Origin of the sequence: Zavarzinia sp. CC-PAN008 (assembly GCF_051903925.1) — a bacterium.
Taxonomy (GTDB): domain Bacteria; phylum Pseudomonadota; class Alphaproteobacteria; order Zavarziniales; family Zavarziniaceae.
In genome coordinates this window covers 3,949,037-3,972,003 of record NZ_CP173678.1, presented here as the reverse complement: position 1 = coordinate 3,972,003, position 22,967 = coordinate 3,949,037, and the positions used below count along the sequence as shown (strand labels likewise).

The following is a 22,967-nucleotide window of genomic DNA, read 5'->3' as shown; positions in this document are numbered from 1 at the left end:
TCAGGTTCGGGGCCGTTACAGGCCGGGGCCGGGATAGGGGGCGGGCAGCGATCCGCCGGGGTCGGCCAGCTGCCACAGCGGCAACCACCAGCTGTCCCAGGCCTGGACCCAGTAGGGGCCCGAAATCACCATGCAGACGGCGCTGAAGAACACGGCGGCCAGAGCCAGGAACAGGCCCAGGCGATGGATGCCAAGAGGCCCGATCGAGTAACCGATGAGGTCGCGGAAGAAGGTGTCCTCGTGCTCCGGGGTCTTCATCTCCTCGCCCCGGCCGGGATTGGCCGCCGACAGGATCAGCGCGCCATGAAGCGATAGGGCCAGGGTCGTCGTGAAGAAGAAGGTGATCGCGATCATGTGCGCGGGGTTGTAGTGGAAGTTGCCGAACTGGTAGCCCGTGGTCGACACCCAATCGAGATGGGTGAAGATCCCGTAGGGAAAGCCAAAGGCCCAGGCGCCCAGCAGGACAGGGCGGATCACCACAAGCGTGAAATAGGCGAAGATCGCCATCGCGAAGGCGATGGGCACGTGATAGCCGATGCCCAGCTTGCGGCAGATCTCGACCTCGCGCAGGGCCCAGGAGCCGAAGGCACCCAGCGCGCAGAAGGTGATGATCTGCCACAGCCCGCCTTCCTGCATGGGGGCCAGCGCCAGGCCGTATTCGACCGCCGGCGGATTGATCGTGATCAGGAACGGGTTCCAGGTGCCCTGGAGCGCCGCGCCATAGAAGATGAGGGCAGTGCCCAGCGCGGCGAACATGGCCGTCGTCACGCCGAAGAAGCCCACGTAGAAAGGACCGATCCAGTAGTCGAACAGGTCGCCCCCGATGAGGGTGCCGCCGCGGACCCGGTACTTCCGCTCGAAGCTCAAGAGTGCCATATCAGATCCCCCCGGTTTCGACTTCCCGGCCTTGTTATTCCCCTGACCCGGCAGGCCAGGCCGCGTGACGCCTTACGCTACTGACTGCCGCCGGGCGTCCCGATGGCGGTGCCATCGGGCCGGCGGTCGTGGCGGACTGCGCCGGAAGATCCGGCACCGCCCGCCACTGGCGAGGGGGAGGCGCGAGGCCTCCCGCTCAAGTCGGACTGATCGGGCTGCTGTCGAGCAGCGAACTGGTCGCTGCCGGCCGCGGTCCCTCGATCCAGTTGAAGCGATTGGTGCTCAACAGGATGAAGTGGATCAGCAGAGCCAGAGTGAAAAGGAAGACCCCGAGCGCAACCAGGGCGCGACGCGGGTCGAACAGGGTCCAAAGCCGCCACATGACATACCCTCCCTTATGTGAAGAGGCTGGATGCGAAGGCCTGCGCATAGTCGACGCCGTTCTGCAGCGCCGAATATCCGCCGGGACCGGGCAGCCACGGCCGCCACATCCAGACCAGGACGTGGGCGACGATCGCGATCACCGTGAACGCGATGAAGCTGGACATGAATATTCGATGGAATTCCCTGGCCTCGTCTTCCGTGAGACCAGAGAACGTTCCGGAACGTTCGTCTCTGAGACTCATGCTCCCACCTCCATATGCTTGTTGTCGTGCCCCCGGCCGTCGGTGGCCGGAGTGGTTTCGACGGGCCGCCAGGCGGCCTGCCGAGGAATTGGCCGGATACACCGGCCATGGGGTGAGAGCGTGCCGGTCATGCGGCAAACTCCCGTGATCGAGGGGCGGTCGCGGCCAGGCAGGCGCGCGTGACGGTCGGCTCGCCATTGCGGCGCGCGGCGCGTTCGGCGTCGTCGCGCAGGCGCTTGGCGGCGGAGATGCGGACCAGGACCGGCTCCGCGTCAATCAGCGTATCGAGAAGCGCGCGCGCGTCCGCCGTCCAGGGCAGTTCCGCGGCACCGCGGGCGGGCGTTGCCTCGACCCGGTCCAGATCGGTGGCGAGCGGCAGGATGTTGAAGAGGGCGTCGAACAGGGCGTTGCAGACTTCCTGCACCAGCCACACGGCACCCGAATAGCCCATCACCGGGGTGCCGGTATGGCGCCGGATGACGGCGCCGGGAAACGACACGGGGATGTAGACGGCACGCGATCCCGTCTCGGCCAGATACATCCGCTCATTGTAGCTGCCGAACATCACCAGCGGCGGGGTGGCCGCGATCGCGGCGCGCACGGCCGCGTTGTCCGGCTTGACCCCTGCCTTGCGCGAGAACGCGAAGGTGCAGGGCAGGCCCATGTCGGCTTCCAGGAAATTGCGGATGCCGCGGGCATAGGTGTCGGTCGCGACGACGGCGAAACTGGCCGTGCCGAAGAAGTCCTGCGTCACGGAGCGCCACAGGTCCCACAGCGGCTTGATCGTCGTGTGCTTCTCGCGCGTGATGAACGGCTCGGGGTCAAGGCCCGTCAGCTCGCCCAGCGTGCGCAGGAAGGCGGTGGTCGACTCCAGGCCGATCGGCGCCTGGAGATAGGGACGCTCCAGCTTCTCGCACAGGTTGCGGCCGAACTCGCGGTACAGGCAGACGTTCACCTCGGCATCCGCCAGGTTGCGGATGTCGGCCAGGTGGCTGCCCAGCGGGAAGACCATGTTGACCTGGGCCCCGATGCCTTCGACCAGGCGGCGCATCTCGGCCAGGTCGGAGGGCATGTTGAACGTGCCGTACATCGGCCCGATCAGGTTGACGCGCGGGCGCTCGCCCTCCTTGCGGGCGCGGGCCTTCGGCACCTTCTTGGGACCGAACTGGGTCCACAGCCAGGTCAGCGCGCGGTCGGCTGCCTGCCACTGGTCCTCGTCGATCGTGCGCGGCAGGAAGCGCTGGATGTTCGTGCCTTCGGGCGTGACACCGCCGCCGATCATCTCGGCGATCGAGCCGGTGACGACGACCGCCGGCAGGTGCGGGTCGAGCGTGCTCCAGGCGCGCTTCATCGCGCCCTCGGTTCCCGTCTTGCCCAGCTCCTCCTCGCCCAGGCCGGTCACGACGATCGGCAGCTCGTGCGGGGGCAGGGCGTCGGTATAGTGCAGGACCGAGGTGACGGGCAGGTTCTCGCAGCCGACGGGTCCGTCGATGATGACCTGCAGGCCCTTGATCGCGGTGAAGGCGTAGACGGCGCCCCAATAGCCGCCGGCCCGGTCGTGGTCGAGGATCAGCATCCCACCGCCTCCTCCGACTTGCGCAGGGCCGCCTGCTGCTTGGCGTAGCGGGCCTTGAACTCCGGCCGGTCGCTGGGCAGGTCCTCCCACACCCCGGCGGCCGCTCCGTCGCCCACGCCCTCGAAGAAGGCGGTCATGCGGTCGAAGCGCGCCTTGCCCGCCATGGCGGCATTGACGACGGTCGCCAGCGAGCCGGCGCCGGCCACGCCCATCAGCGGCCGGGCCGAGATCAGGTTGGTGAAGTAGAGCGCCGGGATTCCCCGTGCCTTGGCGTGCTGGACCACGGGCGTGGTGCCGATCGCCAGGTCCGGCGTCAGGGCGTCGACCGCGGCCAGGTCCTGCTCCAGCGAGGCCCGGTACTGCACGGGCACGCCGCGCTGGTCGAGCCAGGCGCGGTCGGGCTCCGACCACGGCGTCTGCGGGCAGGCGGTGCCGACATAGGCGACGTCCGCGCCCGATTCGACGAGCAGTCGCGCCACCAGCAGCTCCGACCCCTCGTAGCCCGAGACGGTGATGCGCCCGCGGATCGGGCGCGCCGCCAGGGCCGCGCGGATCGGGCCCAGGGCCGCGTTGCGCGCGGCGTCGATCCGGGCGCGGGGCAGGTTGCAGGCCTGGCCCACCGCCTCGAGCCAGGCATCGGTGCCATCGCAGCCGACGGGCGCGGAGGGCACGATCGCGCGTCCGGCGGCCGTGAACTCGCGGATCGAGGCGGTATAGAACGGGTGGATGGCCGCGACCGCGGCGCAGTCCAGCGCGGCATAGAGCTCGCGCCATTCGCGGGTAGGCACGACCGGCCCGGCGGCCAGGCCCAGCGGCTCCAGCAGCATGCCGATGCCGACCGGGTCGGCCGGGAACATCTCGCCCAGCAGGGTGATCGTGGGCCGCTCGCTGCGCACCCGCGGCGCCGCGACCGGACCCTGCTCCGCCTCGCCCCGGGCATATTTCAGCATCGCCCCGGCCAGCACGTCCTTGGCCTCCGCATGGGTCGGAATGCCGAAGCCGGGAACGTCGATGCCGATCACGCGAACGCCGTCGATCTCCTTCGGCAGGAGTTGCAGCGGCACGCCCGAGGCCGTGGGCACGCACAGATTGGTGACCACGATCGTGTCATAGAGGGCAGGGTCCGCCAGCTTGAACACCGCCTCGCGGATGTCCTCGAACAGCTTGCCGGTGACCAGCGTCTCGGAATTGAAGGGGACGTAGCCGACGGTGCGGCGCGCACCATAGAAGTGGGAGGTGAAGGTCAGGCCGTAGACACAGCAGGCCGAGCCCGAAAGGACGGTCGCCGTGCGCCGCATGCGCAGGCCAACGCGCAGCGAGCCGAAGGCCGGGCACATGCTTTGCGGCTGGTCGTGCGGGCCCCGCGGATAGTCGGCGGCATAGCGGGCCAGGATCTCGCCCTTGCCGGCCTGCTCAGCCGCCTGCCGCAGCGTGTCGCCGGACGCGCAGGCCCCCTCCACGGCGGTTGCCCGTCCCACGCCATCGCCCGGGACGGCTGTGCCTGGGGGCGGCGCGGCAGCCGTTGGGTGGGCGATGGCGCCGGCGTCGGGCAACGCCGCCGGGTCGATGCCGCAACGCTCGGCATCGACACCGGGGGGACGATCGGGATGGCGGTCCACGGCTGGCCTCAGACCGCGTCGTAGACGACTTCGAGGGTACGCGGCACGACGAACTCCGCCCCGCGCATGTCGGCCTGGCTGGCCGGCTGCAGCACCACGCCGGCGCCCGTCTGGTCGCCCGCGAACAGGCCCAGCAGTCCTTCGGAGCTCAACGGCCTGGGCCGCACCGGCGGGGCTTCGGCCACGTTGGTGGCCAGTTCCTCGAACAGGCCGGCCCAGCGGCCGCCCGGAATGCCGATGATCTGGTAGTTGGCCGACTTGCGGCGGATGTCCTCGTCCGCCGGGATCGCCGCCAGGACCGGGATGCCGACCGCTTCGGCAAAGGCCTGCGCCTCGCCCGTGCCGTCGTCCTTGTTGATGACCATGCCGGCGACGCCGACATTGCCGCCCAGCTTGCGGAAGTATTCGACCGCGGAGCAGACATTGTTGGCGACGTAGAGCGACTGGAGGTCGTTCGAGCCGACGACGATCACCTTCTGGCACATGTCGCGGGCGATCGGCAGGCCGAAGCCTCCGCAGACCACGTCGCCCAGGAAGTCGAGCAGGACGTAGTCGAAGCCCCATTCGTGGAAGCCCAGCTTCTCCAGCAGTTCGAAGCCGTGGATGATGCCGCGCCCGCCGCAGCCGCGGCCGACCTCCGGCCCGCCGAGTTCCATGGCGAACACGCCATCGCGCTTGAAGCAGACGTCCTCGATCCGGACTTCCTCGCCCGCCAGCTTCTTGCGGGAGGATGTCTCGATGATCGTGGGGCAGGACTTGCCGCCGAAGAGCAGCGAGGTGGTGTCGCTCTTGGGATCGCAGCCGATCAGCAGGACCCGCTTGCCCTGCTGGGCCAGCATGTAGCTGAGGTTGGACAGGGCGAAGCTCTTGCCGCTGCCGCCCTTGCCATAGATCGCGATGATCTGCGTTTCCTTCGTCACCGGGCCGGTGGCCACGGGATCCGGCTCGATCGCTGCTTCGAGGCGCAGTCGCTCGGCCGCGTTCACGGCGATGTTCATGCGCATCCCCTCCAGTCCAGGACCATTTTCAGGCAGGTCGAATCGTTGAAAGCGGCGCTGTAGGCCTGGTCCGCCGCCTGGGCGCCCAGGCGATGCGTGATCAGGCCGTCCAGCGACAGGCGCCCGTCGTGGATCAGGGCCAGCGTCGCGGCCAGGTCGGGCGGCGCCCATTCCGCCGCCACCCGGATCCGCGCCTCGCGCAGGAAGGCGGGCGGGAAGGCGAAGCTGAGCGGACGGTCGTAGAAGCCGGCCAGCACGATCTCGCCGCCGCGGGCCAGGCGCGGCATGGCCGCGTCCAGGATGTCGGGATCGCCGCTGGCGTCGCAGATCACGCGATAGGCCCGGTTGGCGTCCGCCTCCGGATGCAGGACGGGATAGCCGCAGGCGCCGGCCTGCCGGGCTGCGTTCGTCTCCCACACGGTGGGTGGCCGCTCGCCCAGGACCAGCGCCAGGCGGGCCAGCAGGCGACCCAGGACGCCATGACCGATGATCAGGTCGGGCAGGGTGCCGCCCGCAAGGGCGTGGTGGGCGGTCGCGGCTAGGGCGACGAGGACGCCCTGTTCGCGCAGATGGTCGTCCAGCGTGACGGCGCGGGTGCTGGGCACCACCAGGCGCCGCGCGGCGCCGCCGAACAGGCCGCGCACATCCTTGAAGCCGGCGGAGCCGGGCACGAAGACGCGCTCACCCACCCTCGACAGGGCCTCCGGCCCTGCGTCGACGACCTCTCCCACCGATTCGTAGCCGGGGACCAGCGGGTAGCCCATGCCGGGGAAGTTGGGCATGCGGCCCGACCACAGAAGCCGTTCCGTGCCGGTGCTGATGCCGCTCCAGTCGACATCGACGACGACGTCGGCGGCGGCCAGCGGCTGCAGTTCGACGCGGCGAAGCGCGAGCTGGCCCGGCCCCTCCATCACCACTGCGATTGTATCCAGTTCCGACATCTGTCCGACCCCTTACCGGTGTCAGGCCTCATGTATGTAACGATAACTGTACACTTCACTATGTCAAAGCAATTGTACATTTAGATCCTGACGGCCCAGGCAGGGCTGATCAGGCCTGGGCGACCAGGACCTGGACCATCAGCGGCACGGCGGTGGCGGGATGGCGCACGGCGCCGAATCCGGCCTGGACCAGCATGGCCGTCAGCTCCGCCTGGGTGCGGGGGCGGCCACTGCCCATGGCCGCGAGGTAGAGCCCGAAATAGGCATCGCCCATCGGCCCGGCGCCGGCGGTCCCGGCCATCGGCTCCGCCACCAGGAGGGTGGCGCCGGGCGCCAGTGCCGCGTGCACGTTGCGCAGGATGGCCAGCGCCGCCGAGTCGTCATGGTCGTGCAGCACGCGCACAAGGCTTGCGATGTCAGCGCCCGTGGGCAGCGGGTCGGTGAAGAAGCTGCCGCCGACACAGGTGCTGCGCGCGGCCAGACCCGCCGCCTCCAGCCGCTGGCGCGCCAGGGACACGACCGGCGGAAGGTCGAACAGGACCAGCTCAAGCCGCGGGGCGCGGGCGCCCGCCGCGGCCAGGAAGGCGCCCGCCCCGCCGCCTACGTCCAGCAGGCGGCGGTGGCGATGCACAGGCCAGGCGTCCAGAACCTGGTCGGCGATCATCGCCTGCGACGCTGCCATCAGCTCGCTATAGGCCCGGGCCCGCTCCGGCGGCAGGGCGGTGGGATCGGCATTGCCGGAATAGGGCCAGAAGCCGCCCAGCTGGCGCGCGGGGCTGCGCCGCTCCAGCACGGCCAGGGGCTCGGCCAGGTCGGCATAGAGCATGGCGTGGTGCGCCACCATCGGCGCGATGCCGGGATTGCCCAGCAGGGCGGCACCCAGCGGGCCCAGGGCGAATCGGCCGCCTGCCAGCCCCTGGGCCAGGCCCAGGGAGGCCGCAGCCTTCAGCAGGCGCTCCGTCGCGGCGGGGCTGAGGCCCAGGTGCGGCGCAAGGCCGGCGGCGTCGCCGGGCCCGGCCGCCAGGTGATCGAACAGGCGGACCTGGATGCAGGCGGCCAGGACCTGGGAATAGACGAAGCCGGCGACCAGGTCGAACAGGGCCCGGGCGTTGCGCCGCGCGATCGGCCGGGCAAAGGGCAGGCGAAGGGCCGCGCGCTGGAAGCGCGGGCTGGCCAGCAGGCCGTTGCGCAGGCGCAGCCACGCCTCGTGCCAGCGGGCCAGATGCCGCGCCGGCGTCGCGGTCGCGCGCGCCGGCAGCGGCCGGACCAGGGGACCGGTGCCCATTCAGGCCCCGTGCAGCAGCTGCTTCGGCGCCAGGCGCAGCGCCTGGGCGCGCACGAGGTCGCGCAGGGCCGCAGCGCCTGGCGACGGCGGGATGCTGGCCATGGCGCCGGCGATCAGGGTTTCCAACCGCTCGACCGCGCGCTCGACGCCCAGTTCGGCCACCGCGTTGGGGCGGCCCAGGGCGGCATCGCGGCCGGTCGGCTTGCCCTGCTCGACCCCCGTCGCGGTCGCGTCCAGCAGGTCGTCCGCCACCTGGTAGGCCTCCCCCAGACGGTGGCCCAGAAGGCGCCAGGGCTCCGGGTCGGCGCCGCTCGCCAGGGCGCCGGCCATGGTGGCGGCGACGAACAGGGCGCCCGTCTTGGCGCAGCGATAGTCGGCCGGCACGGGATTGGATTCGCATTCCCACGCCTGGCCCGCGGCAATGCCGTGCGGCGCGCCGACGCTGCGTGCGACCAGGCCCAGCAGGGCGGGAAGGCGCGTCGGCGCGGTGCTGCCCGCCTCGGCCAGGACCTCGAACCCCAGGACGATGAGAGCATCGCCCGCCAGCAGCGCCAGCGGCACGCCGAAGGCGGCGTGGACCGAGGGCAGGCCCCGGCGCAGGCCGGCATCGTCGAAGCAGGGCAGGTCGTCATGGACCAGGGAGGCGCAGTGCAGCAGCTCGATGGCACTGGCCGCCGCGATCGCCAGCGTGGGCTGGTCGCCGCCGCAGGCTTGGGCCACGGCCAGCGAGAGGCGGGGGCGGACGCGGGCCCCGCCGGGAAAGACCGCATGGCGCATCGCGGCGGCCAGCAGGGGCGGGCCGCCCGGCCGGTCGGCCCGCGCCACGGCGCGGTCCAGGGCCAGTTCCACCGGGTCGCCGACCAGGGGCGGGACGATGCGTTCGTCGATGATGCGATCGTCCAGGATGGAACCGTCCATGACCCACCTCCCTGACAGCCGGCAGTGCCGAACACTGGCGTCAATTTTTGTGGACGTCCAGAAGTGTCAATATTGATTGACATACGCTAGCACCGGGCGATCCTTGGTCAAACGCTTTCGGGTGGGCCTGCCGTGACAACGGCGCCCCGGAACGGACGGGGAGCGCATGGCGGACCACGGCACGGTGATCGCGGGGGCGGGGATCGGGGGCCTGGCCTGTGCCATCCACCTGGCCGCGCGCGGCGAGCGCGTCACGCTGGTCGAGGCGGCCCCCCAGGTCGGCGGCAAGCTGCGCACGATCCGCGTCGACGGGCAGGCGATCGATGCCGGACCCACCGTCTTCACCATGCGCGGCGTCTTCCAGGCGCTGTTCGACCAGGCCGGCGCCGATTTCGACCGCGCCGTGCCGACGACCCCGCTGGACATCCTGGCGCGCCATGCCTGGAGCCGGGGGCCCGGCCTTGACCTGCATGCCGACCTGGGCCGCTCGGCCGATGCGATCGGCGCCTTTGCCGGACCGGTGGAGCGCCAGCGCTTCCTGGACTTCGCGCGCCAGGCGGGGCGCGTGCACGCCACGCTGAAAGGCCCGTTCCTGGAAAGCGGCCGCACCGGGCCGCTGGGCCTGGCCTGGCGCGTCGGCCCGCTGCGCCCGGCCGCCCTGCTGGGCATCCGGCCGTTCGAGACGCTGTGGCGGGCACTGGGCCAGGCCTTTGCCGATCCGCGCCTGCGCCAGCTGTTCGGACGCTATGCCACCTATTGCGGGTCGAGCCCGTTCCTGGCGCCGGCCACGCTGATGCTGATCGCGCACGTGGAACAGGACGGCGTGTGGGCGATCGACGGCGGCATGCAGCGCCTGGCCCAGGCGATGGAGGCGCTGGCCCGCAGCCTGGGGGTCGAGGTGATCCTGGGCCAGCGCGTCGCGGCCATCGGCACCGCGCGCGGCCGGGTCAGCGGCGTGGTCCTGGACTCCGGCCGGCCGCTGCCCGCGCGCGCCGTCGTGCTGAACGGTGACTGCGCCGCACTGGCGGCGGGGCTGTTCGGCCCGGCGGTGCGGCATGCGGTGGCGGCGACGCCGCCGTCGCGCCGCTCGCTCTCGGCGCTGACCTGGTGCCTGCGCGGGCGGCTGCGCGGCCCGCTGCCCAGCCGGCACAACGTCTTCTTCTCCGACGACTATGCGGCGGAGTTCGCCGACCTGGTCGATCGCCGCCGCATGCCGCGGCAGCCCACCGTCTATCTCTGCGCGCAGGACCGGGGTCCCGGCCTGCCCGAGCCGCAGGGGCCCGAGCGCCTGCTGATGCTGATCAACGCGCCGGCGGACGGCGACACGAGCCCCCTGACAGACGAGGAGATCGCGGCATGCGAGATGCAGTCACGGACGCTGCTGGCGCGTTGCGGCACGATCCTGGAACCGGCGGGGCCGGTGCTGGCGACGTCGCCGCAGAGCTTCGCGAGCCTGTTCCCGGGGACGGGGGGAGCGCTCTATGGCGCGGCGAGCCACGGCTGGCGGGCGTCGTTCCGGCGGCCCGGCGCGCGGACGCGGGTGCCTGGCCTGTACCTGACGGGCGGCAGCGTCCATCCGGGGGCGGGCGTCCCGATGGCGGCACTTTCGGGACGCCTGGCCGCCCAGGCCGTGCTGCGGGACCGGGCTTCGACGTGGGGGTGGGTCCCGGCGGCTATCACTGGTGGTACCTCGACGGCCTCAGCGACGACGGCCGCCACGCCATCACGCTGATCGCCTTCATCGGCAGCGTCTTCTCGCCCTATTACGCCTGGAGCGGGCGACGCCGGCCGGAGAACCATTGCGCCATCAACGTGGCGCTCTATGGCCCCGGATGCGGGCGCTGGGCCATGACCGAGCGCGGCCAGGGCGCCCTGGAGCGCGATGCCGCAAACCTGATCGTCGGACCCAGCCGGCTGGCCTGGGACGGCGACGACCTGGTGGCGGAGATCGACGAGATCGGCTGCCCGATCCCGCGCCGGCTGAAGGGCCGCCTGCGCCTGACGCCGCTGTGCCAGCCGGCGCGCAGCTTCGCGCTGGATGCGGGCGGCCGCCACAACTGGCAGCCGGTGGCGCCGCTGGCCCGCATCACGGTCGACTTCGCGCAGCCCGACATCGCCTGGACCGGCATGGCGTACCTGGATGGGAACTGGGGGACGGAGCCGCTGGAGCAGGGGTTTTCCGACTGGACCTGGTCGCGCGCCGAGCAGGGCGACCGGGCCGTGGTGCTGTACGACGCCGTGCGCCGCGACCGCAGCCACGAGAACCTGGCGCTGGCGATCGGAGAGGATGGCCGGATCGAGGCGCTGGAGCCGCCGCCCGCGACCCGGCTGCCGCGCACCGGCTGGCGCATCGAGCGCCCGACCCGCGGCGACCTGGGCACGCGGGTCGGCCTGCGCGCGACGCTGGAGGACACGCCGTTCTATGCCCGCTCGGTGCTGGACGCGACGCTGTATGGCCGGCGCGGGCCGTCGGTGCACGAAAGCCTGTCGCTGACCCGCTTCTCATCCCCCGTCGTGCGGGCGATGCTGCCCTTCCGCATGCCCCGGCGGCCTGGTGCCTGAGCCGGCGGGCGGGTAGAGCGGCCGCGTCGGCTGGCGCGGCTTGCGTACCGTCCACAATTCCCAGCAGGCCCAGCCCAGCACGCAGCCGCCGACCAGCAGGAACTCGATGATGAAGATCGGGCTCCAGTCCATTGCACCCTCCTGCACATGAGCGTTGGGAGACGTTGCGCGCCCTCAGGACCCCAGGGCGTCGCGGATCAGCGTGGCAAACAGGCCTGGGTCTTCCTCGTGCGCGAGGTGGCCCAGCGCCGGCACGGGAATGACGCGGCCCTGGGGCAGGCGGGCCGCCGCGCGGACCGCGGCCTGGGGCGGCACCGCGCGGTCGGCGGCGGCGGCCACCAGGGCGACCGGCAGTGGAAGCAGCCGCAGGTCGCGCCAAAGCGGCGCCGGATCCCAGTCCGCCATCATCGCCAGCGTGCCGGCCAGGTGGCCCCGCGTGCGCAGCAGGCGGGCATAGAAGTCCAGGCCGGCGGCATCCAGGCGCGATCCCGTCCCCTCGATCACGCGGGCGACGGCGCGCAGGTCGCCCGCCCGCCAGGAGAGGAAGCCCAAAGCCAGCGGATTGAGGAACAGCAGCCGCGCGAGTGCTGGAAAGACCAGGGCCGCCGCGCCGCCCAGGGGCTCAAGCGCCCCGTTGATGGAGGCCACCGCCCTGGGGTGGACGCTGCCGTCCAGCACCATGCGCAGGGCGATGGCGGCACCGGCCGAATGCCCGACTATGCCCAGCGGCGGTTGCTCAAGCTGCCCCAGAAGGCCCGCGAGGTCGGCCGCCAGGCGGGGCAGGGTGGGCCGGTAGCCGGCGGCATAGCGGCTGAAGCCCTGGCCCGGCAGGTCGGGGATCACCAGGGTGAAGTCGCGCGCCAGGATATCGGCCACCCCGCGCCAGGAATGGCTGGCGGCACCCGTGCCGTGCAGCAGCAGCAGAACCGGGCCGTTGCCCAGGACCTGGACATGCCAGGCGACCGGACCCAGCGTCAGGAAGCGGCTGGCCTGGCGGTGGGGCCAGTCGCGCCCCTCGACCTCCCAGTCAGCGTGGTCCCGCAAGGCGCGGCACATCAGGCAATGGCATGGCGCACGGCATCGCGTACCGCCGTCGCCTCCAGCCGCGGCAGGGCGACGTAGCGCGCCGCCAGCCAGCCGGCCAGGGCGGCCCCCTCTCCCCGCGGCCGGGACGCGGTGTCAACCACGATGGCGGGCAGGTCGTGGGCCGCTGCCTGGCGTGCGGCGGCCTCCACCTCCGCCATGGCCTGGGCCCGGGGGGCGGGCCCCTTGAGCCCGACATTGGCGCGGCCGTCGGTCAGGACGACCAGAAGCGGCGTGCGGCCGCGCGCACGCTCGGCCAGGGCCAGCCCGGCCGCCGCCTCCACCCCCGCCGCCAGCGGGGTGCCGCCGCCGCCGGCCTGGTCGCCGAGCAGGGCGCGGGCGCGCGACAGCGAGCGCGTGGGCGGCAGGACCGTCGCCGCCTGCTGTCCGCGAAACACGACCAGCGCGGCAAAGGTCCGGCGCGCATAGGCTTCCGCCAGGAGCAGTTCGACCGCGCCCTTGGCCTCCGCCAGGCGGTCGAAGGCGGCCGAGCCGGACGCATCGACGCAGAAGACGATGCTGGATGCGCGGCGCTGGACGAAGCGGCGCAGGCGGATGTCGTCGGGCCGCAGGACGATGGCGGGGGAGGCAGGGCCGGCGCGGCGCTGGGCCTGCCAGGGGGCCGCGGCGCGCAGCGTGTCGGACAGCGACAGCCGCGCGCCCGCGCGCAGCCGTCCGGGACGCACGCCGGCTGGGCGACCGCGGCGCAGCGATGCCGCGTGGCTGCCGCTGCCGTCCTGGGGCGGGCGCATGCCGCGTACCGGCCGGCCAGCCTGCAGCGCCGCCAGGAGGTCGGCCGGCAGGGCGGTGCGGGCGGCCGCGCACAGCACGTCCTCCAGTGGTGCGCCGGACGGACTGGCCTCCGTCTCGCCGGTCTGGTCGGGGGGCGGCGGGACCTCGGCCGGGGCGGCTGATTCCTCGGCCGCGGGCAGGGTCAGGGCGCGCGGCGCCAGGACCAGCCGCACGGCCAGCGCCGCATCGGCGTCGGCCACCGCGGGACGGCCAGCCAGGCGGGCGGCGGCCCGTGCGGCCCGCAGCGCCAGGAGCGGCGCGCGTGCCGAATGGATGCCGAACAGGGCGGCCGTGGCGACCAGCCCGTGCAGCAGCTGCTCTTCGTCGACTGCTGCCCCCGGGGTCGGCGCCTGGTCATAAGCGGGAACCAGGTCGGCGGCAGCGATGGCGCGCAGGTCGAGGTGAAGCGCCAGGCGCTCGGCGAGGGCCGGCGCCAGCGGCGGGTCGCTGTCGTCCAGCCCCTCGTCCAGGGCGATCAGGCACAGGCGCGCGGGCAGGCGCAAGGCCAGGCCCTCGCGCTCCAGCGCCACGTCCCGGCGGTCCAGGACATGGGCCAGGCGGGCGGCCAGGGCGCTGCCCGCGCGCTCGGCCATGGGCAGGATGACGACGCCGCCATCAGCCTCCGCCAGCAGCCCCCGCTGCGCCTGGGGCGCGCCAAGCGCCAGCGTCGCCTGGAGGTCGACCCCGCCCAGCAGGCGGTCGTCGGCAATGCCCGCGGGGATGCGACGCCAGGGCGTGTCCGGCGGCAGGGCGGCCTTCAGCGCGTCCAGCCAGGCGTCACGGACGGCTCCGGCGGGGCAGCGCAGCACGGCCCCGCCCAGGCCCACGGGGTCGAGCGCCAGCAGGCGCGCGGCCTGAAGCGCCGTCGTCCAGGCATCGCCGCCGGCGCCGTCCGCCGCCGCCGGACGGGGGGCGGGGGCGGACGGACTCATGCGGCCAAGGCCTCGCCCATGGCGCGCTCAATGCGGATGCCGGAGCCGCTTTCGTCCAGCGGGTTGCGCCGCATGCGATGGCGCAGGGCCAGCGCCGCCACCTGGCGGATGTGGCGCGCCTCCACCGTCGGATCGCCGGCCAGGGCGGCCGCCGCGCGCGAGGCACGCATCAGGGTCAGCTCCCCGCGCAGGCCGTGGACGCCAAGCGTGCCGCACAGCCGGGCCATCATCTCCAGCGCGCCGGTGCGCACCTCGACCCCTTCGCGCCGCTGCTGGGCGGCGGCAATGCGGTCGCGGATCGCCGCTTCCTCGTCCGCCCAGGCTGCGGCAAAGGCGGCGGGCTCGCGCTCGAAGGCATCGCAGCGGCGCAGGATCTCCACCCGGTCGGCCAGCGACTCGGGCGTGCGGACCTCCACCGACAGGCCGAAGCGGTCGAGCAGCTGGGGCCGCAGTTCGCCCTCCTCCGGATTGCCGCTGCCAACCAGGATGAAGCGCGCCGGGTGGCGGACGCTGAGGCCTTCGCGCTCCACGATGTTCTCGCCCGTGGTCGCCACGTCCAGCAGCAGGTCGACGAGGTGATCCTCGAGCAGGTTCACCTCGTCGATATAGAGGAAGCCGCGATGGGCGCGGGCCAGCAGGCCGGGCTCGAACGCGCGTTCGCCCCGCGTCAGGGCACGCTCCAGGTCCAGGGCGCCCACCACGCGATCCTCCGTCGCACTCAGCGGCAGGTCGACAAAGGGCACGGCGGCATCGGTCCCGAGCGCCGCGCCCGCGGCGCAGCCACAGGGGCAGGAGGCTGCCGGCTGTGCGGGATCGCAATTGTAGCGGCAACCGGCCACGACCCGCATCGGCGGCAGCAGGGCGGCCAGGGCGCGCGCGGCGGTCGACTTCGCGGTTCCGCGGTCGCCCAGGACCATGACCCCGCCCACCCCGCGATCGACCGCGGCGATCAGCAGGGCCAGCTTCATCTCGTCCTGCCCGACCAGCGCGGCGAACGGAAACGCCCGGCCCATCGCGTCCCCTCCAGTAGGAATCCAGGTGTCAATGAAACATGACGTAAAGCAAGATGTACAGTCTCTTAGACACTCTCAGGCCGGCCGGATCCCCGCGCGCCGGGCCAGGGCGCGCTCGGCCGCGGCCAGGCCATCGTGGAGGAGCACCGCCAGGAGCCCGACGATCACCCCGCCCTGCACGACGAAGGCCAGGTTGCTGGAGGTCAGGCCGGCAATTATCACCTCTCCCAAGGTGGCGGCGGCGACGGTCGAGCCGATGGTCGCGGTGCCCAGGCTGATCACGACCGACAGGCGGATCCCGGCCAGGATCACCGGGGCAGCCAGTGGCAGTTCGACCCGCAGAAGGCGCTGGACGGGCGTCATGCCGACGCCGCGCGCCGCGTCGACGACCGCCGGCGGCAGCGTGGTCAGGCCGGCCAGCGTGTTCTCGAAGATCGGCAGCAGGCCATAGAGGAACAGCGCCACCAGGGTCGGCCGGTCGCCAAAGCCCAGGGCCGGGACCGCCAGGGCCAGCACGGCGACGGGGGGAAAGGTCTGGCCGATGTTCACGACGGCGCGCGACAGGGGCAGGAACTCCGCCCCGATCGGCCGCGTGACCAGGATCGCCAGGACAATCGCCACGGCGGACGCGGCCAGGCAGGCCAGGGCGACGATCTGGACATGGTGCAGGGTCAGGGCCAGCAGGCTGCCCTGGTCATAGATGGCGGGTGCACCGTTCCGCGTCAGCGGGCGGAACAGCGGCTCGAACCAGGCGGGCTCGAGCACCAGCGCCACCAGCAGCGCGAGCAGCGTCCCCCGCGCCAGGAGCGGCCAGGCCCGGCTCATGCCGGGCGGACCGCGTGCCGCACCAGGCTGTCGAGCGTGACGCGGCCGACGGCCGTTCCGTCTGCGCCGGCCACGGGCAAGGCGCGGCGCCCGGACCAGAGCAGGGCGGCCAGGGCATCGCGCCGGCTGCTGCCCACGGCCAGGGGTTCCCCATCGGCGCCGCCCGGCTCGACCAGGCGGTCGACGGTGTCGAGCGCCAGCAGGCGGAAGGGGCGATCGCCGGCGCCGACCAGCGCCTCCACGAACGGGCTTGCGGGCCGGGCCAGCAGTTCCGCCGGCGGCGCGTCCTGGATCAGCCGGCCGCCGTCCATCACGGCGATGCGGTCGCCCAGGTGGATCGCCTCGTCCATGTCGTGGGTGACCAGCAGGATCGTGGTGCCGAAGCGGCGCTGGATGGCCAGCAGGTCGTCCTGCGCCCGGGCCCGGATCAGCGGGTCCAGCGCGCCGAAGGGCTCGTCCATCAGCAGGACGGCGGGTTCCGCCGCCAGGGCGCGGGCAACGCCCACGCGCTGCTGCTGTCCGCCGGACAGTTCGCTTGGATAGCGGCCGGCGAACACCGCCGGGTCCAGCTGGAACAGGGCCAGCAGTTCGTTGACCCGGGCGGCGATGCGGGCGCTGCTCCAGCCCAGCAGCGTGGGCACGGTCGCGATGTTCTGGGCGACCGTGCGGTGGGGGAACAGGCCATGGCCCTGGATCACATAGCCGATGCGGCGGCGCAGTTCGTGGGCGGGCAGGGCGCGATGGTCCTGCCCGTCGATGCGGATCGTGCCGCTGGTCGGCTCCACCAGGCGATTGATCATGCGCAGCAGCGTCGTCTTGCCGGAGCCGGAAGTCCCGACGACCACGACGATGGTGCCGGCCGGCACGGCCAGCGAGACGGCGTCGACGGCGACGCTGTCGCCGAACCGGCGGGTGACGCGGTCGATCTCGATCATGCGGCGGATCCCTTGTGGCGGGCAGACCAGGCGACAGCGCTGTCCAGCAGGACCGCCGCGGCAAAGGCCAGGGCGACGGTGGGGGCGGCGCCCAGCAGGACCAGGTCCAGCGCCGTCTGGCCCACCCCCTGGAACACGAAGACGCCGAAGCCGCCGCCGCCGATCAGCGCGGCGACGGTCGCCAGGCCGATGTTCTGGACCAGGACGATGCGGATCCCGGTCAGGATGACGGGCAGGGCCAGCGGCAGTTCCACCTGGCGCAGGCGCTGGCCCCCGGTCATGCCGACGCCACGCGCCGCATCGTTGGCCGCGGCCGGTACCTGGGCCAGGCCGATCACCGTGTTGGCGACGACCGGCAGCAGCGAATAGAGCACCAGCGCGACGAAGGCCGGCGCCATGCCGATGCCCCGCACGCCCAGGTCGGCGGCACCGGGCACATTGGCCGCGATCCAGGCCAGCGGCGCCATCAGGACGCCGAACAGCGCGATGGAGGGGATCGTCTGGACCACGTTCAGGACGTTCAGCACGGCCGCACGCAGGGTGGCGCGGCGATGGCACAGGATGCCCAGCGGCACGCCCAGCAGCGTGGACGCCGCCAGCGACCCCAGCGCCAGCACGACATGGGCCAGCGCCTCGGCCCAGAAGCGGTCGGCGCGCACCGCGTATTCCTTCATCACCGACAGGCCGTCCCACGCCCCGGATGCCAGCAGCAGGGCCGCCAGGGCCGCGACCAGCGCCAGGACGCCGACCCGTGCCAGGGGGCCTGGCGCCAGGCGGGTCAGTGCGTCGGCGCTGAGCAGGGCGAAGGCGAAGGCGAGCACCCAGAAGCCCGCGGCGGGGGAGACCCTGGCGAAGCTGTTGCCGGGCGGCGTGAGGAACATCGCGGCCTGGCCGATCAGCAGGGCCAGTGCCGCCAAAGCCGCCAGGCTGGCGCCCAGGCGCACCAGGGCGGGCGTACGCAGGAGCGCCACGAGGCTGGCCGCGACCAGGATCGCCAGCAGCATGCCGCCCTGAAGCGGCGGCAGGGCATCGAGGAGGGCGCGTGGCTCGCCCGCGACGATGCGATTGGCGCGCAGCGTCGCCAACGGCAGGACAAGGCCCGTGGCGGCGATGGCGGCGATGACCACGCCCACCTTGTCCAGCCGCAGCGCGGCCGGCCAGGCCGTCGCGGAACCCGCCATGGCCGGCTGGCCGGGGCCGGGTCCGCCTATTTCAGGAAGCCGTGCGTCTTGAGGAAGTCGTCGGCCACGGCCTTGGACGCCTCGCCCCCGACCTGCACGCGGCCGTTCAGCTCCTGCAGCGTGACCAGGTCCAGCTTCTCGAACACCGGCTTCAGCAGGCCCTCGATCTCCGGGTGCTGCTTCAGTACCGCCTCGCGGATGATCGGAGCGGGGGCATAGACCGGCTGCACACCCTTGTCGTCCTGCAGCACGACAAGGCCCGACGGGGCGATACCGCCATCGGTGCCATAGACCATGGCCGCATTGGCATTGCTGGTTCGATTGGCGGCGGCGGCGATTGTGGCCGCCGTGTCGCCGCCCGACAGGGTGATGAGTTGCGCCGGCTTCAGCGTGAAGCCATAGGTCGACTGGAAGGCGGGCAGGGCGCCCGGCGAATTCACGAACTCGGCCGAAGCGGCGAGCACCACCTCGCCCCCGCCGGAGACATAGGCGCCGAAGTCGCTGAGCGTGGCCAGCCTGGCCGGCTCCGCCACGTCCTTGCGCAGGGCGATGGCCCAGGTGTTGTTGGCGGGCGCCGGCGTCAGCCACACGATCTTGTTGGCGTCGTAGTCGAGCGTCTTGGCCAGCGCGTAGCCCTGGCCTGCGTCCTTCCACGCGGGGTCGTCCGCCTTCTCGAAGAAGAAGGCGGCGTTGCCGGTGTACTCGGGATAGATGTCGATCTCGCCTGCCGTGATCGCCTGGCGCACGACCGGGGTGGCACCCAGCTGGATGCGGTTGGTGGTCTTGACGCCGCCCGCCTCAAGCACGCTGAGGATGATGTTGCCCAGCACGCCCCCTTCCGTGTCGATCTTGGAGGCGACGACGACGTCCGCCTGGGCTGCCCCGCTCGACAGGACGGCCGCCAGCATCGTGCCCAGCAGGCGCTTCTTCAGTGACATCAGGGCGATTTCCTTCCGCTTGTCGATCGTGCAGGCCTACGCCACCGCTTGTGCCGGGTGGCATCCTCCCGCACCGGCTCGGCCCATGGCAATGACTGGTCCACCAGAACCCGGCCGTCGCGGATCGGTTCTGCGCGCGCCGTCCATCCGGGCGTTCCGTGGCAATGTGTTGAGAACGGGATACAGGTCGCCCGCGCCGTGCGCCCCACCTTTACAGCCGGGTTCGGCGGCGTGCAGGGTGCGGCACGAACTCATCCAGTGGTGGTGACGGATGGCGGTCTTCCAGGGCACGGCAGGGCATGACGTCTTCCAGGGCGGCGTGCTGACGGACGTCTTCTATTTCCGGCCGGTCGACCTGGCGGCAACGGACGTGGTGGCCGGCGGGCCGGGGCAGGATGGCCTGGCCTTCACCGCCGCCGGCACGGTCGCGGCGAGCGCGCTGGCCCGGGTCACGGGGATCGAGGAGATCCTGCTCGCGGTGGGCGGCATCACGCTCAACCTCGCGTCCGCGATGGTGGCCAGCGCCGAGCAGGCGCGCGTGAATGTGACCGGCAGTAGCGGCAAGGACGTGGTGCTGGCCGGCGCCGTCACCGCACCGGGCGCGTCGGTCGGCTTCGACGGCAGCGACGGCGGCAGCGACACGGTGCAAGGCAGCGCCGGCGCCGATCTTTTTCTGTTCGCGGACGGCTCGCTGGATGCCGGCGACCGGGTGGACGGCCGGGATGGCACGGACCGGCTGGTCCTTGTCGGGGGCGCCGCGCTGTCGACCGTCGCGCTGGCCGGCGTGCGCGGGATCGAGCGCATCGACCTGGGCGACGGCCGGAACACGCTGGTCCTGGCCGATGCCCTGGTCGGCAGCGCGCTGGGCGGCAGCGTCACGGTTGCGGGCGGTGGCCAGGTCGACGTGATCGACGGCGGCGCCGTGACCAGCCCGGGCAACCGCCTGGTGATCCTGGGTGGGGAGGGCAACGACACCCTGACCGGATCCTCCGGCCGCGACACGCTGGTGGGCGGCGCCGGGGCCGACCGGATCGCCTACAAGGGGACCGAGGCCGAGATCGCTGGCTTTGCCATCGGCCAGGCCGCCAGCCCCGACCTGGCGGCGGACGTCCTGGTGGTCAGGGCCAACCCGCTCGCGGCGCACTTCAACCTGGGCCTGGCGGACCAGAGTGTCGGCGACCAGACGCGGGTCGCCGGCTTTTCCAGCGTGGACGGCAGCGCCCTGGCCGGTCCGCTGGTCGTTCTGGGCACCTCCCGCGGCAACGCCCTGACCGGCGGCGGCGGCGGCGACACGCTCAATGGCGGTGGGGGCGACGACACGCTGCGCGGCAATGGCGGTGCTGACGTCCTGCTGGGCGGGGCGGGCGCCGACTGGATCGTGGGCGGCAGCCTGGACGCCAGCATCGACGGCGGCGGCGGGCACGACACGCTGGTGCTGGAGGGCAGTCACGACATGCGCGCCGTGCGCATGATCGGGATCGAGGCGCTGGAGGTCGATCCCGGTGCCCGAGTCGTGCTGAGCGGCGTCCAGGCCCAGGCGCTGGAGACGATCCGCCTGTCGGGCGCGCAATCCCACGCCGTCTTCGTCATGGCGGGCCCCGCCACGCTGGACCTGGAATGGCTGGGCATCCTTGGCGGAAGTTCGGCCGTCGGCTTCCTTTCGGTGGTGGGAAGCGCCGGCAACGACACGATCCTGGGCTCGCAGACGCGGGACATCCTGCGCGGCGGCGGCGGCAACGATACGATCCTGCCCATCGGGCCGGAACCCGACACCATGCTGGGGGAGGATGGCGACGACCGTATCGCCAGCGTCTCCCCCTTTGCCGGCGGGACCATGCCGCGCGTCATCCCGACCCTCGACGGCGGTGCGGGCAGCGACACGCTGGTCCATGGCGGGGACGTCCCCGTCAACCTGGGCGCGGTCGACCAGACCAGCCGCGACTGGGCCGTGGTGCGCGGCTTCGAGAATGTCGATGCCGGCGGCCCGGCGCCGCTGACCGCGCTGGGCAGCGCCGGCAGCAACACGCTGATCGGCGGCGACGGCGCCGATACGCTGGACGGTGCCGGCGGCGCCGACGTGATCCGGGCCGGCGGCGGCAATGACCGCGTCGTGTTCGACGGCGGCGACGTGCTGATCGATGGCGGCCTGTCGCCGGGGGGCTATCCGGGGGATGACGTGCTGGTCGTCCGCGGCACGGCGGTGATCGACCTGTCTGCCCCGGACCAGGCCCCCGGCAGCGCCGTCGTCGTCCGCGGGTTCGAGCATGTCGACGCCAGCGCCGCCGCTTCGGTCACGCTGACCGGGGCGATGGCGACGTCACGACCCTGATCGGCGGTGCCGGGCGCGATCTGATCCGCGCTGGGGAGGGGCGGGGCGTGATGACGGGTGGCGGGGGCGGCGACACGCTGCTGGGCGGCGCCAACCATGACACGCTCTGGGGCGGCGATGGCGACGACCTGCTGGACGGCGGGGCCGGTTCGAACCGCATGGACGGCGGTGCCGGGGCCGACACGTTCCGCTTCCTGGTCCGCGATCCGGGGGCGGGAACGGTGAACCACATCGCCGGTTTCGTCCCGTCCGCCGACACGCTGATGTTCGGACGGGGGACGTTCGCGATCAACGGATCCGCCTTCGACCGCATGGCGGTGGAGGCCAACCCCGCTGCCGCGACCAAGGCCAACCTGGCGGCTGCCGATGTGCTGCGCCTGGGCGGCACGGTCAATGCCGCCACCATCGCCAGCTATCTGGAGGCGAATGCCAGTGCCGCCGATGGCGCCGGGCTGTTCGTCCTGGGCCAGGACAACGGGGTGACGGTGCTGTTCCACGTCGCCGATGCCGGGGATCCCGCCGACATCCACCTTGTGGCGGCGTTCGGCGCGCTCAATCCGTCCACCCTGACCCTGGCCGATTTCGTCTTCGCCTGAGGCGACGCGGCCAGGCCTAGTCCGGGAAGCGCTGGTTCAGGACGCGGAGGCTGTCGCGGATCGCGGCGATCAGGGGGCGCACGGCGGGCTTGGGCTCCGCATGGGCGCGGACAGCGCAGCACAGCGGCGGCATGGGCTGGTCGTCGAACGGCGTACCGATGGCGACGTAGTGGCGCTTGAAGCTGTCGGTCTCGATATAGGGCAGGGCGGAGAGACCGATCGAGTCCGTCACCTTCACGATCTGCTTGGTCAGCTCGAAGGAATCCACGATGTGCAACTGGTCGCGCGAATCCTTGCCGGCACTTTCGTAGAGGCCGCGGATCGCCTCGCTATAGGGGCGCGAGTCGGACGGCATGACGAAGCAGAACTGGGCCAGCTGCTCCAGCGTCGCCTTGCCCGTTCCGGCCAGGGGGTGGCCATGGCGGACAAAGGCGCGGGTGCGCAGCGAGGGCAGTTCGAAATGCTTCACGTCGCGCCGCCCGCTGAACGCCGCCTGGTAGCCGATGGCAACATCGATGGAGCCCGTCACCAGCTGCTGGATCACGCGCTCGAAGGTCGAGCCGCTGACGTCGACGCGCAGGCGCGGGTGCTGGACCAGCATGCGCTCCAGCGGCTCGGCCAGGAGGCGGTCGAGCGAGCCGGGGCCGACGCCGATGCGCAGGGCGCCGGCGAAGCGGTCGGCACGCGGCCCGCCGCTGCGCAAAAGGTCGTGCGCATCGTCGATCAGGCGGGCCGCCCGCTCGGTGAAGTCGCGGCCCTCCTCCGTCGGCATCACCCCGCGCGAGGTACGGTGGAAGATCAGGTAGCCGACCTGCCGCTCAAGGTCGGCAACGCTCTTGGTGATGGCGGACTGGGTGATGCCCACGGCCGTCGCTGCGGCTGTGAACGAGCCGTGGCGGGCGACCGCCACCGCATGGACCAGGCGGGGATCGAGCATGGATC

Annotated in this window: 22 protein-coding genes; 4 read left to right on the top strand and 18 right to left on the bottom strand. The window is 72.4% G+C overall.

The genetic code is table 11. The features are described 5' to 3' along the window. Positions 1–15: 15 nt before the first annotated feature. From pufL to ACI6GS_RS18555, 9 genes are all read right to left on the bottom strand, one after another. Complete coding sequence (pufL, locus tag ACI6GS_RS18595; protein WP_439814957.1) at positions 16–876, bottom strand: photosynthetic reaction center subunit L; 861 nt, start codon at positions 874–876, stop codon at positions 16–18. 196 nt (positions 877–1,072) lie between these two features. Further along, a complete protein-coding gene (gene pufA / locus ACI6GS_RS18590; RefSeq protein ID WP_439814956.1) occupies positions 1,073–1,258 on the bottom strand; it encodes a light-harvesting antenna LH1, alpha subunit in 186 nt (61 codons plus the stop codon). Between the two features lie 13 nt (positions 1,259–1,271). Next, entirely contained in the window at positions 1,272–1,502 is a 231-nt protein-coding gene (gene pufB / locus ACI6GS_RS18585) for a light-harvesting antenna LH1, beta subunit (protein ID WP_439814955.1), read from the bottom strand. 127 nt (positions 1,503–1,629) lie between these two features. Next, positions 1,630–3,078 (bottom strand): chlorophyllide a reductase subunit Z, encoded by a 1,449-nt coding sequence (bchZ, locus tag ACI6GS_RS18580; RefSeq protein WP_439814954.1) that lies wholly within the window; start codon positions 3,076–3,078, stop codon positions 1,630–1,632. Then, positions 3,072–4,556 carry a chlorophyllide a reductase subunit Y gene (bchY, locus tag ACI6GS_RS18575; protein WP_439817989.1) on the bottom strand — a complete coding sequence of 495 codons (1,485 nt, stop codon included), beginning with the start codon at positions 4,554–4,556 and terminating at the stop codon, positions 3,072–3,074. The genes bchZ and bchY overlap by 7 nt, the downstream gene beginning before the upstream one ends. A gap of 149 nt (positions 4,557–4,705) precedes the next feature. Next, a complete protein-coding gene (locus tag ACI6GS_RS18570) occupies positions 4,706–5,695 on the bottom strand; it encodes a chlorophyllide a reductase iron protein subunit X (protein ID WP_439814953.1) in 990 nt (329 codons plus the stop codon). Continuing rightward, positions 5,692–6,636, bottom strand: coding sequence for a chlorophyll synthesis pathway protein BchC (bchC, locus tag ACI6GS_RS18565; RefSeq protein ID WP_439814952.1), 945 nt, complete (start codon positions 6,634–6,636; stop codon positions 5,692–5,694). Before bchC ends, ACI6GS_RS18570 begins: the two co-directional genes overlap by 4 nt. Positions 6,637–6,745: 109 nt before the next feature. Beyond that, the gene (locus ACI6GS_RS18560; RefSeq protein WP_439814951.1) at positions 6,746–7,921 is read right to left on the bottom strand and encodes a methyltransferase; all 1,176 of its coding nucleotides are present in this window, start codon (positions 7,919–7,921) and stop codon (positions 6,746–6,748) included. Then, positions 7,922–8,839, bottom strand: a complete 918-nt coding sequence (locus ACI6GS_RS18555) for a polyprenyl synthetase family protein (protein WP_439814950.1) — start codon at positions 8,837–8,839, stop codon at positions 7,922–7,924. Between the two features lie 166 nt (positions 8,840–9,005). Between ACI6GS_RS18555 and crtD the strand changes: the two genes are divergently transcribed. Next, positions 9,006–10,571: a 1-hydroxycarotenoid 3,4-desaturase CrtD gene (crtD, locus tag ACI6GS_RS18550; RefSeq protein WP_439814949.1), complete on the top strand. Its 1,566-nt coding sequence runs from the start codon at positions 9,006–9,008 to the stop codon at positions 10,569–10,571. Beyond that, on the top strand, positions 10,493–11,401 hold the full coding sequence (locus ACI6GS_RS18545; protein ID WP_439814948.1) for a carotenoid 1,2-hydratase: 909 nt from the start codon (positions 10,493–10,495) through the stop codon (positions 11,399–11,401). The genes crtD and ACI6GS_RS18545 overlap by 79 nt, the downstream gene beginning before the upstream one ends. On the opposite strand, the gene ACI6GS_RS18540 is transcribed toward ACI6GS_RS18545, so the two are convergent. The 8 genes from ACI6GS_RS18540 to osmF all read right to left on the bottom strand — a co-directional run bounded on the left by ACI6GS_RS18540 (position 11,342) and on the right by osmF (position 19,100). Continuing rightward, positions 11,342–11,533, bottom strand: a complete 192-nt coding sequence (locus ACI6GS_RS18540) for a hypothetical protein (protein WP_439814947.1) — start codon at positions 11,531–11,533, stop codon at positions 11,342–11,344. The two genes, ACI6GS_RS18545 and ACI6GS_RS18540, sit on opposite strands and share 60 nt — an antisense overlap. Positions 11,534–11,575: 42 nt before the next feature. After that, positions 11,576–12,445, bottom strand: coding sequence for an alpha/beta fold hydrolase BchO (gene bchO, locus ACI6GS_RS18535; protein WP_439814946.1), 870 nt, complete (start codon positions 12,443–12,445; stop codon positions 11,576–11,578). A gap of 11 nt (positions 12,446–12,456) precedes the next feature. Beyond that, positions 12,457–14,208 (bottom strand): magnesium chelatase subunit D, encoded by a 1,752-nt coding sequence (locus ACI6GS_RS18530; RefSeq protein ID WP_439814945.1) that lies wholly within the window; start codon positions 14,206–14,208, stop codon positions 12,457–12,459. After that, complete coding sequence (locus tag ACI6GS_RS18525) at positions 14,205–15,221, bottom strand: ATP-binding protein (protein ID WP_439814944.1); 1,017 nt, start codon at positions 15,219–15,221, stop codon at positions 14,205–14,207. The genes ACI6GS_RS18530 and ACI6GS_RS18525 overlap by 4 nt, the downstream gene beginning before the upstream one ends. A gap of 75 nt (positions 15,222–15,296) precedes the next feature. Next, on the bottom strand, positions 15,297–16,046 hold the full coding sequence (locus tag ACI6GS_RS18520) for an ABC transporter permease (RefSeq protein WP_439814943.1): 750 nt from the start codon (positions 16,044–16,046) through the stop codon (positions 15,297–15,299). Further along, on the bottom strand, positions 16,043–16,981 hold the full coding sequence (locus tag ACI6GS_RS18515; protein ID WP_439814942.1) for an ABC transporter ATP-binding protein: 939 nt from the start codon (positions 16,979–16,981) through the stop codon (positions 16,043–16,045). The genes ACI6GS_RS18520 and ACI6GS_RS18515 overlap by 4 nt, the downstream gene beginning before the upstream one ends. Continuing rightward, a complete protein-coding gene (locus tag ACI6GS_RS18510) occupies positions 16,978–18,162 on the bottom strand; it encodes an ABC transporter permease (protein WP_439814941.1) in 1,185 nt (394 codons plus the stop codon). The genes ACI6GS_RS18515 and ACI6GS_RS18510 overlap by 4 nt, the downstream gene beginning before the upstream one ends. A gap of 26 nt (positions 18,163–18,188) precedes the next feature. After that, a complete protein-coding gene (gene osmF, locus ACI6GS_RS18505; protein WP_439814940.1) occupies positions 18,189–19,100 on the bottom strand; it encodes a glycine betaine ABC transporter substrate-binding protein OsmF in 912 nt (303 codons plus the stop codon). Positions 19,101–19,371: 271 nt separating this feature from the next. Between osmF and ACI6GS_RS18500 the strand changes: the two genes are divergently transcribed. Further along, positions 19,372–21,429, top strand: a complete 2,058-nt coding sequence (locus ACI6GS_RS18500) for a hypothetical protein (protein WP_439814939.1) — start codon at positions 19,372–19,374, stop codon at positions 21,427–21,429. A 50-nt stretch (positions 21,430–21,479) separates the two neighbouring features. Next, on the top strand, positions 21,480–22,025 hold the full coding sequence (locus ACI6GS_RS18495) for a hypothetical protein (RefSeq protein WP_439814938.1): 546 nt from the start codon (positions 21,480–21,482) through the stop codon (positions 22,023–22,025). 16 nt (positions 22,026–22,041) lie between these two features. On the opposite strand, the gene ACI6GS_RS18490 is transcribed toward ACI6GS_RS18495, so the two are convergent. Beyond that, positions 22,042–22,962: a LysR family transcriptional regulator gene (locus ACI6GS_RS18490; RefSeq protein WP_439814937.1), complete on the bottom strand. Its 921-nt coding sequence runs from the start codon at positions 22,960–22,962 to the stop codon at positions 22,042–22,044. Positions 22,963–22,967: the final 5 nt, after the last annotated feature.

Bases quoted from the DNA above. Each gene is read 5' to 3' on its own strand.
- pufL (WP_439814957.1), bottom strand. From the start codon at position 876: ATGGCACTCTTGAGCTTCGAGCGGAAGTACCGGGTCCGCGGCGGCACC.
- crtD (WP_439814949.1), top strand. From the start codon at position 9,006: ATGGCGGACCACGGCACGGTGATCGCGGGGGCGGGGATCGGGGGCCTG.
- ACI6GS_RS18530 (WP_439814945.1), bottom strand. From the start codon at position 14,208: ATGAGTCCGTCCGCCCCCGCCCCCCGTCCGGCGGCGGCGGACGGCGCC.
- ACI6GS_RS18540 (WP_439814947.1), bottom strand. From the start codon at position 11,533: ATGGACTGGAGCCCGATCTTCATCATCGAGTTCCTGCTGGTCGGCGGC.
- ACI6GS_RS18560 (WP_439814951.1), bottom strand. From the start codon at position 7,921: ATGGGCACCGGTCCCCTGGTCCGGCCGCTGCCGGCGCGCGCGACCGCG.
- ACI6GS_RS18495 (WP_439814938.1), top strand. From the start codon at position 21,480: ATGACGGGTGGCGGGGGCGGCGACACGCTGCTGGGCGGCGCCAACCAT.
- ACI6GS_RS18555 (WP_439814950.1), bottom strand. From the start codon at position 8,839: ATGGACGGTTCCATCCTGGACGATCGCATCATCGACGAACGCATCGTC.
- ACI6GS_RS18570 (WP_439814953.1), bottom strand. From the start codon at position 5,695: ATGAACATCGCCGTGAACGCGGCCGAGCGACTGCGCCTCGAAGCAGCG.
- ACI6GS_RS18515 (WP_439814942.1), bottom strand. From the start codon at position 16,981: ATGATCGAGATCGACCGCGTCACCCGCCGGTTCGGCGACAGCGTCGCC.
- pufA (WP_439814956.1), bottom strand. From the start codon at position 1,258: ATGTGGCGGCTTTGGACCCTGTTCGACCCGCGTCGCGCCCTGGTTGCG.
- bchC (WP_439814952.1), bottom strand. From the start codon at position 6,636: ATGTCGGAACTGGATACAATCGCAGTGGTGATGGAGGGGCCGGGCCAG.
- ACI6GS_RS18525 (WP_439814944.1), bottom strand. From the start codon at position 15,221: ATGGGCCGGGCGTTTCCGTTCGCCGCGCTGGTCGGGCAGGACGAGATG.
- bchZ (WP_439814954.1), bottom strand. From the start codon at position 3,078: ATGCTGATCCTCGACCACGACCGGGCCGGCGGCTATTGGGGCGCCGTC.
- ACI6GS_RS18510 (WP_439814941.1), bottom strand. From the start codon at position 18,162: ATGGCGGGTTCCGCGACGGCCTGGCCGGCCGCGCTGCGGCTGGACAAG.
- osmF (WP_439814940.1), bottom strand. From the start codon at position 19,100: ATGTCACTGAAGAAGCGCCTGCTGGGCACGATGCTGGCGGCCGTCCTG.
- ACI6GS_RS18500 (WP_439814939.1), top strand. From the start codon at position 19,372: ATGGCGGTCTTCCAGGGCACGGCAGGGCATGACGTCTTCCAGGGCGGC.
- ACI6GS_RS18520 (WP_439814943.1), bottom strand. From the start codon at position 16,046: ATGAGCCGGGCCTGGCCGCTCCTGGCGCGGGGGACGCTGCTCGCGCTG.
- ACI6GS_RS18490 (WP_439814937.1), bottom strand. From the start codon at position 22,962: ATGCTCGATCCCCGCCTGGTCCATGCGGTGGCGGTCGCCCGCCACGGC.
- pufB (WP_439814955.1), bottom strand. From the start codon at position 1,502: ATGAGTCTCAGAGACGAACGTTCCGGAACGTTCTCTGGTCTCACGGAA.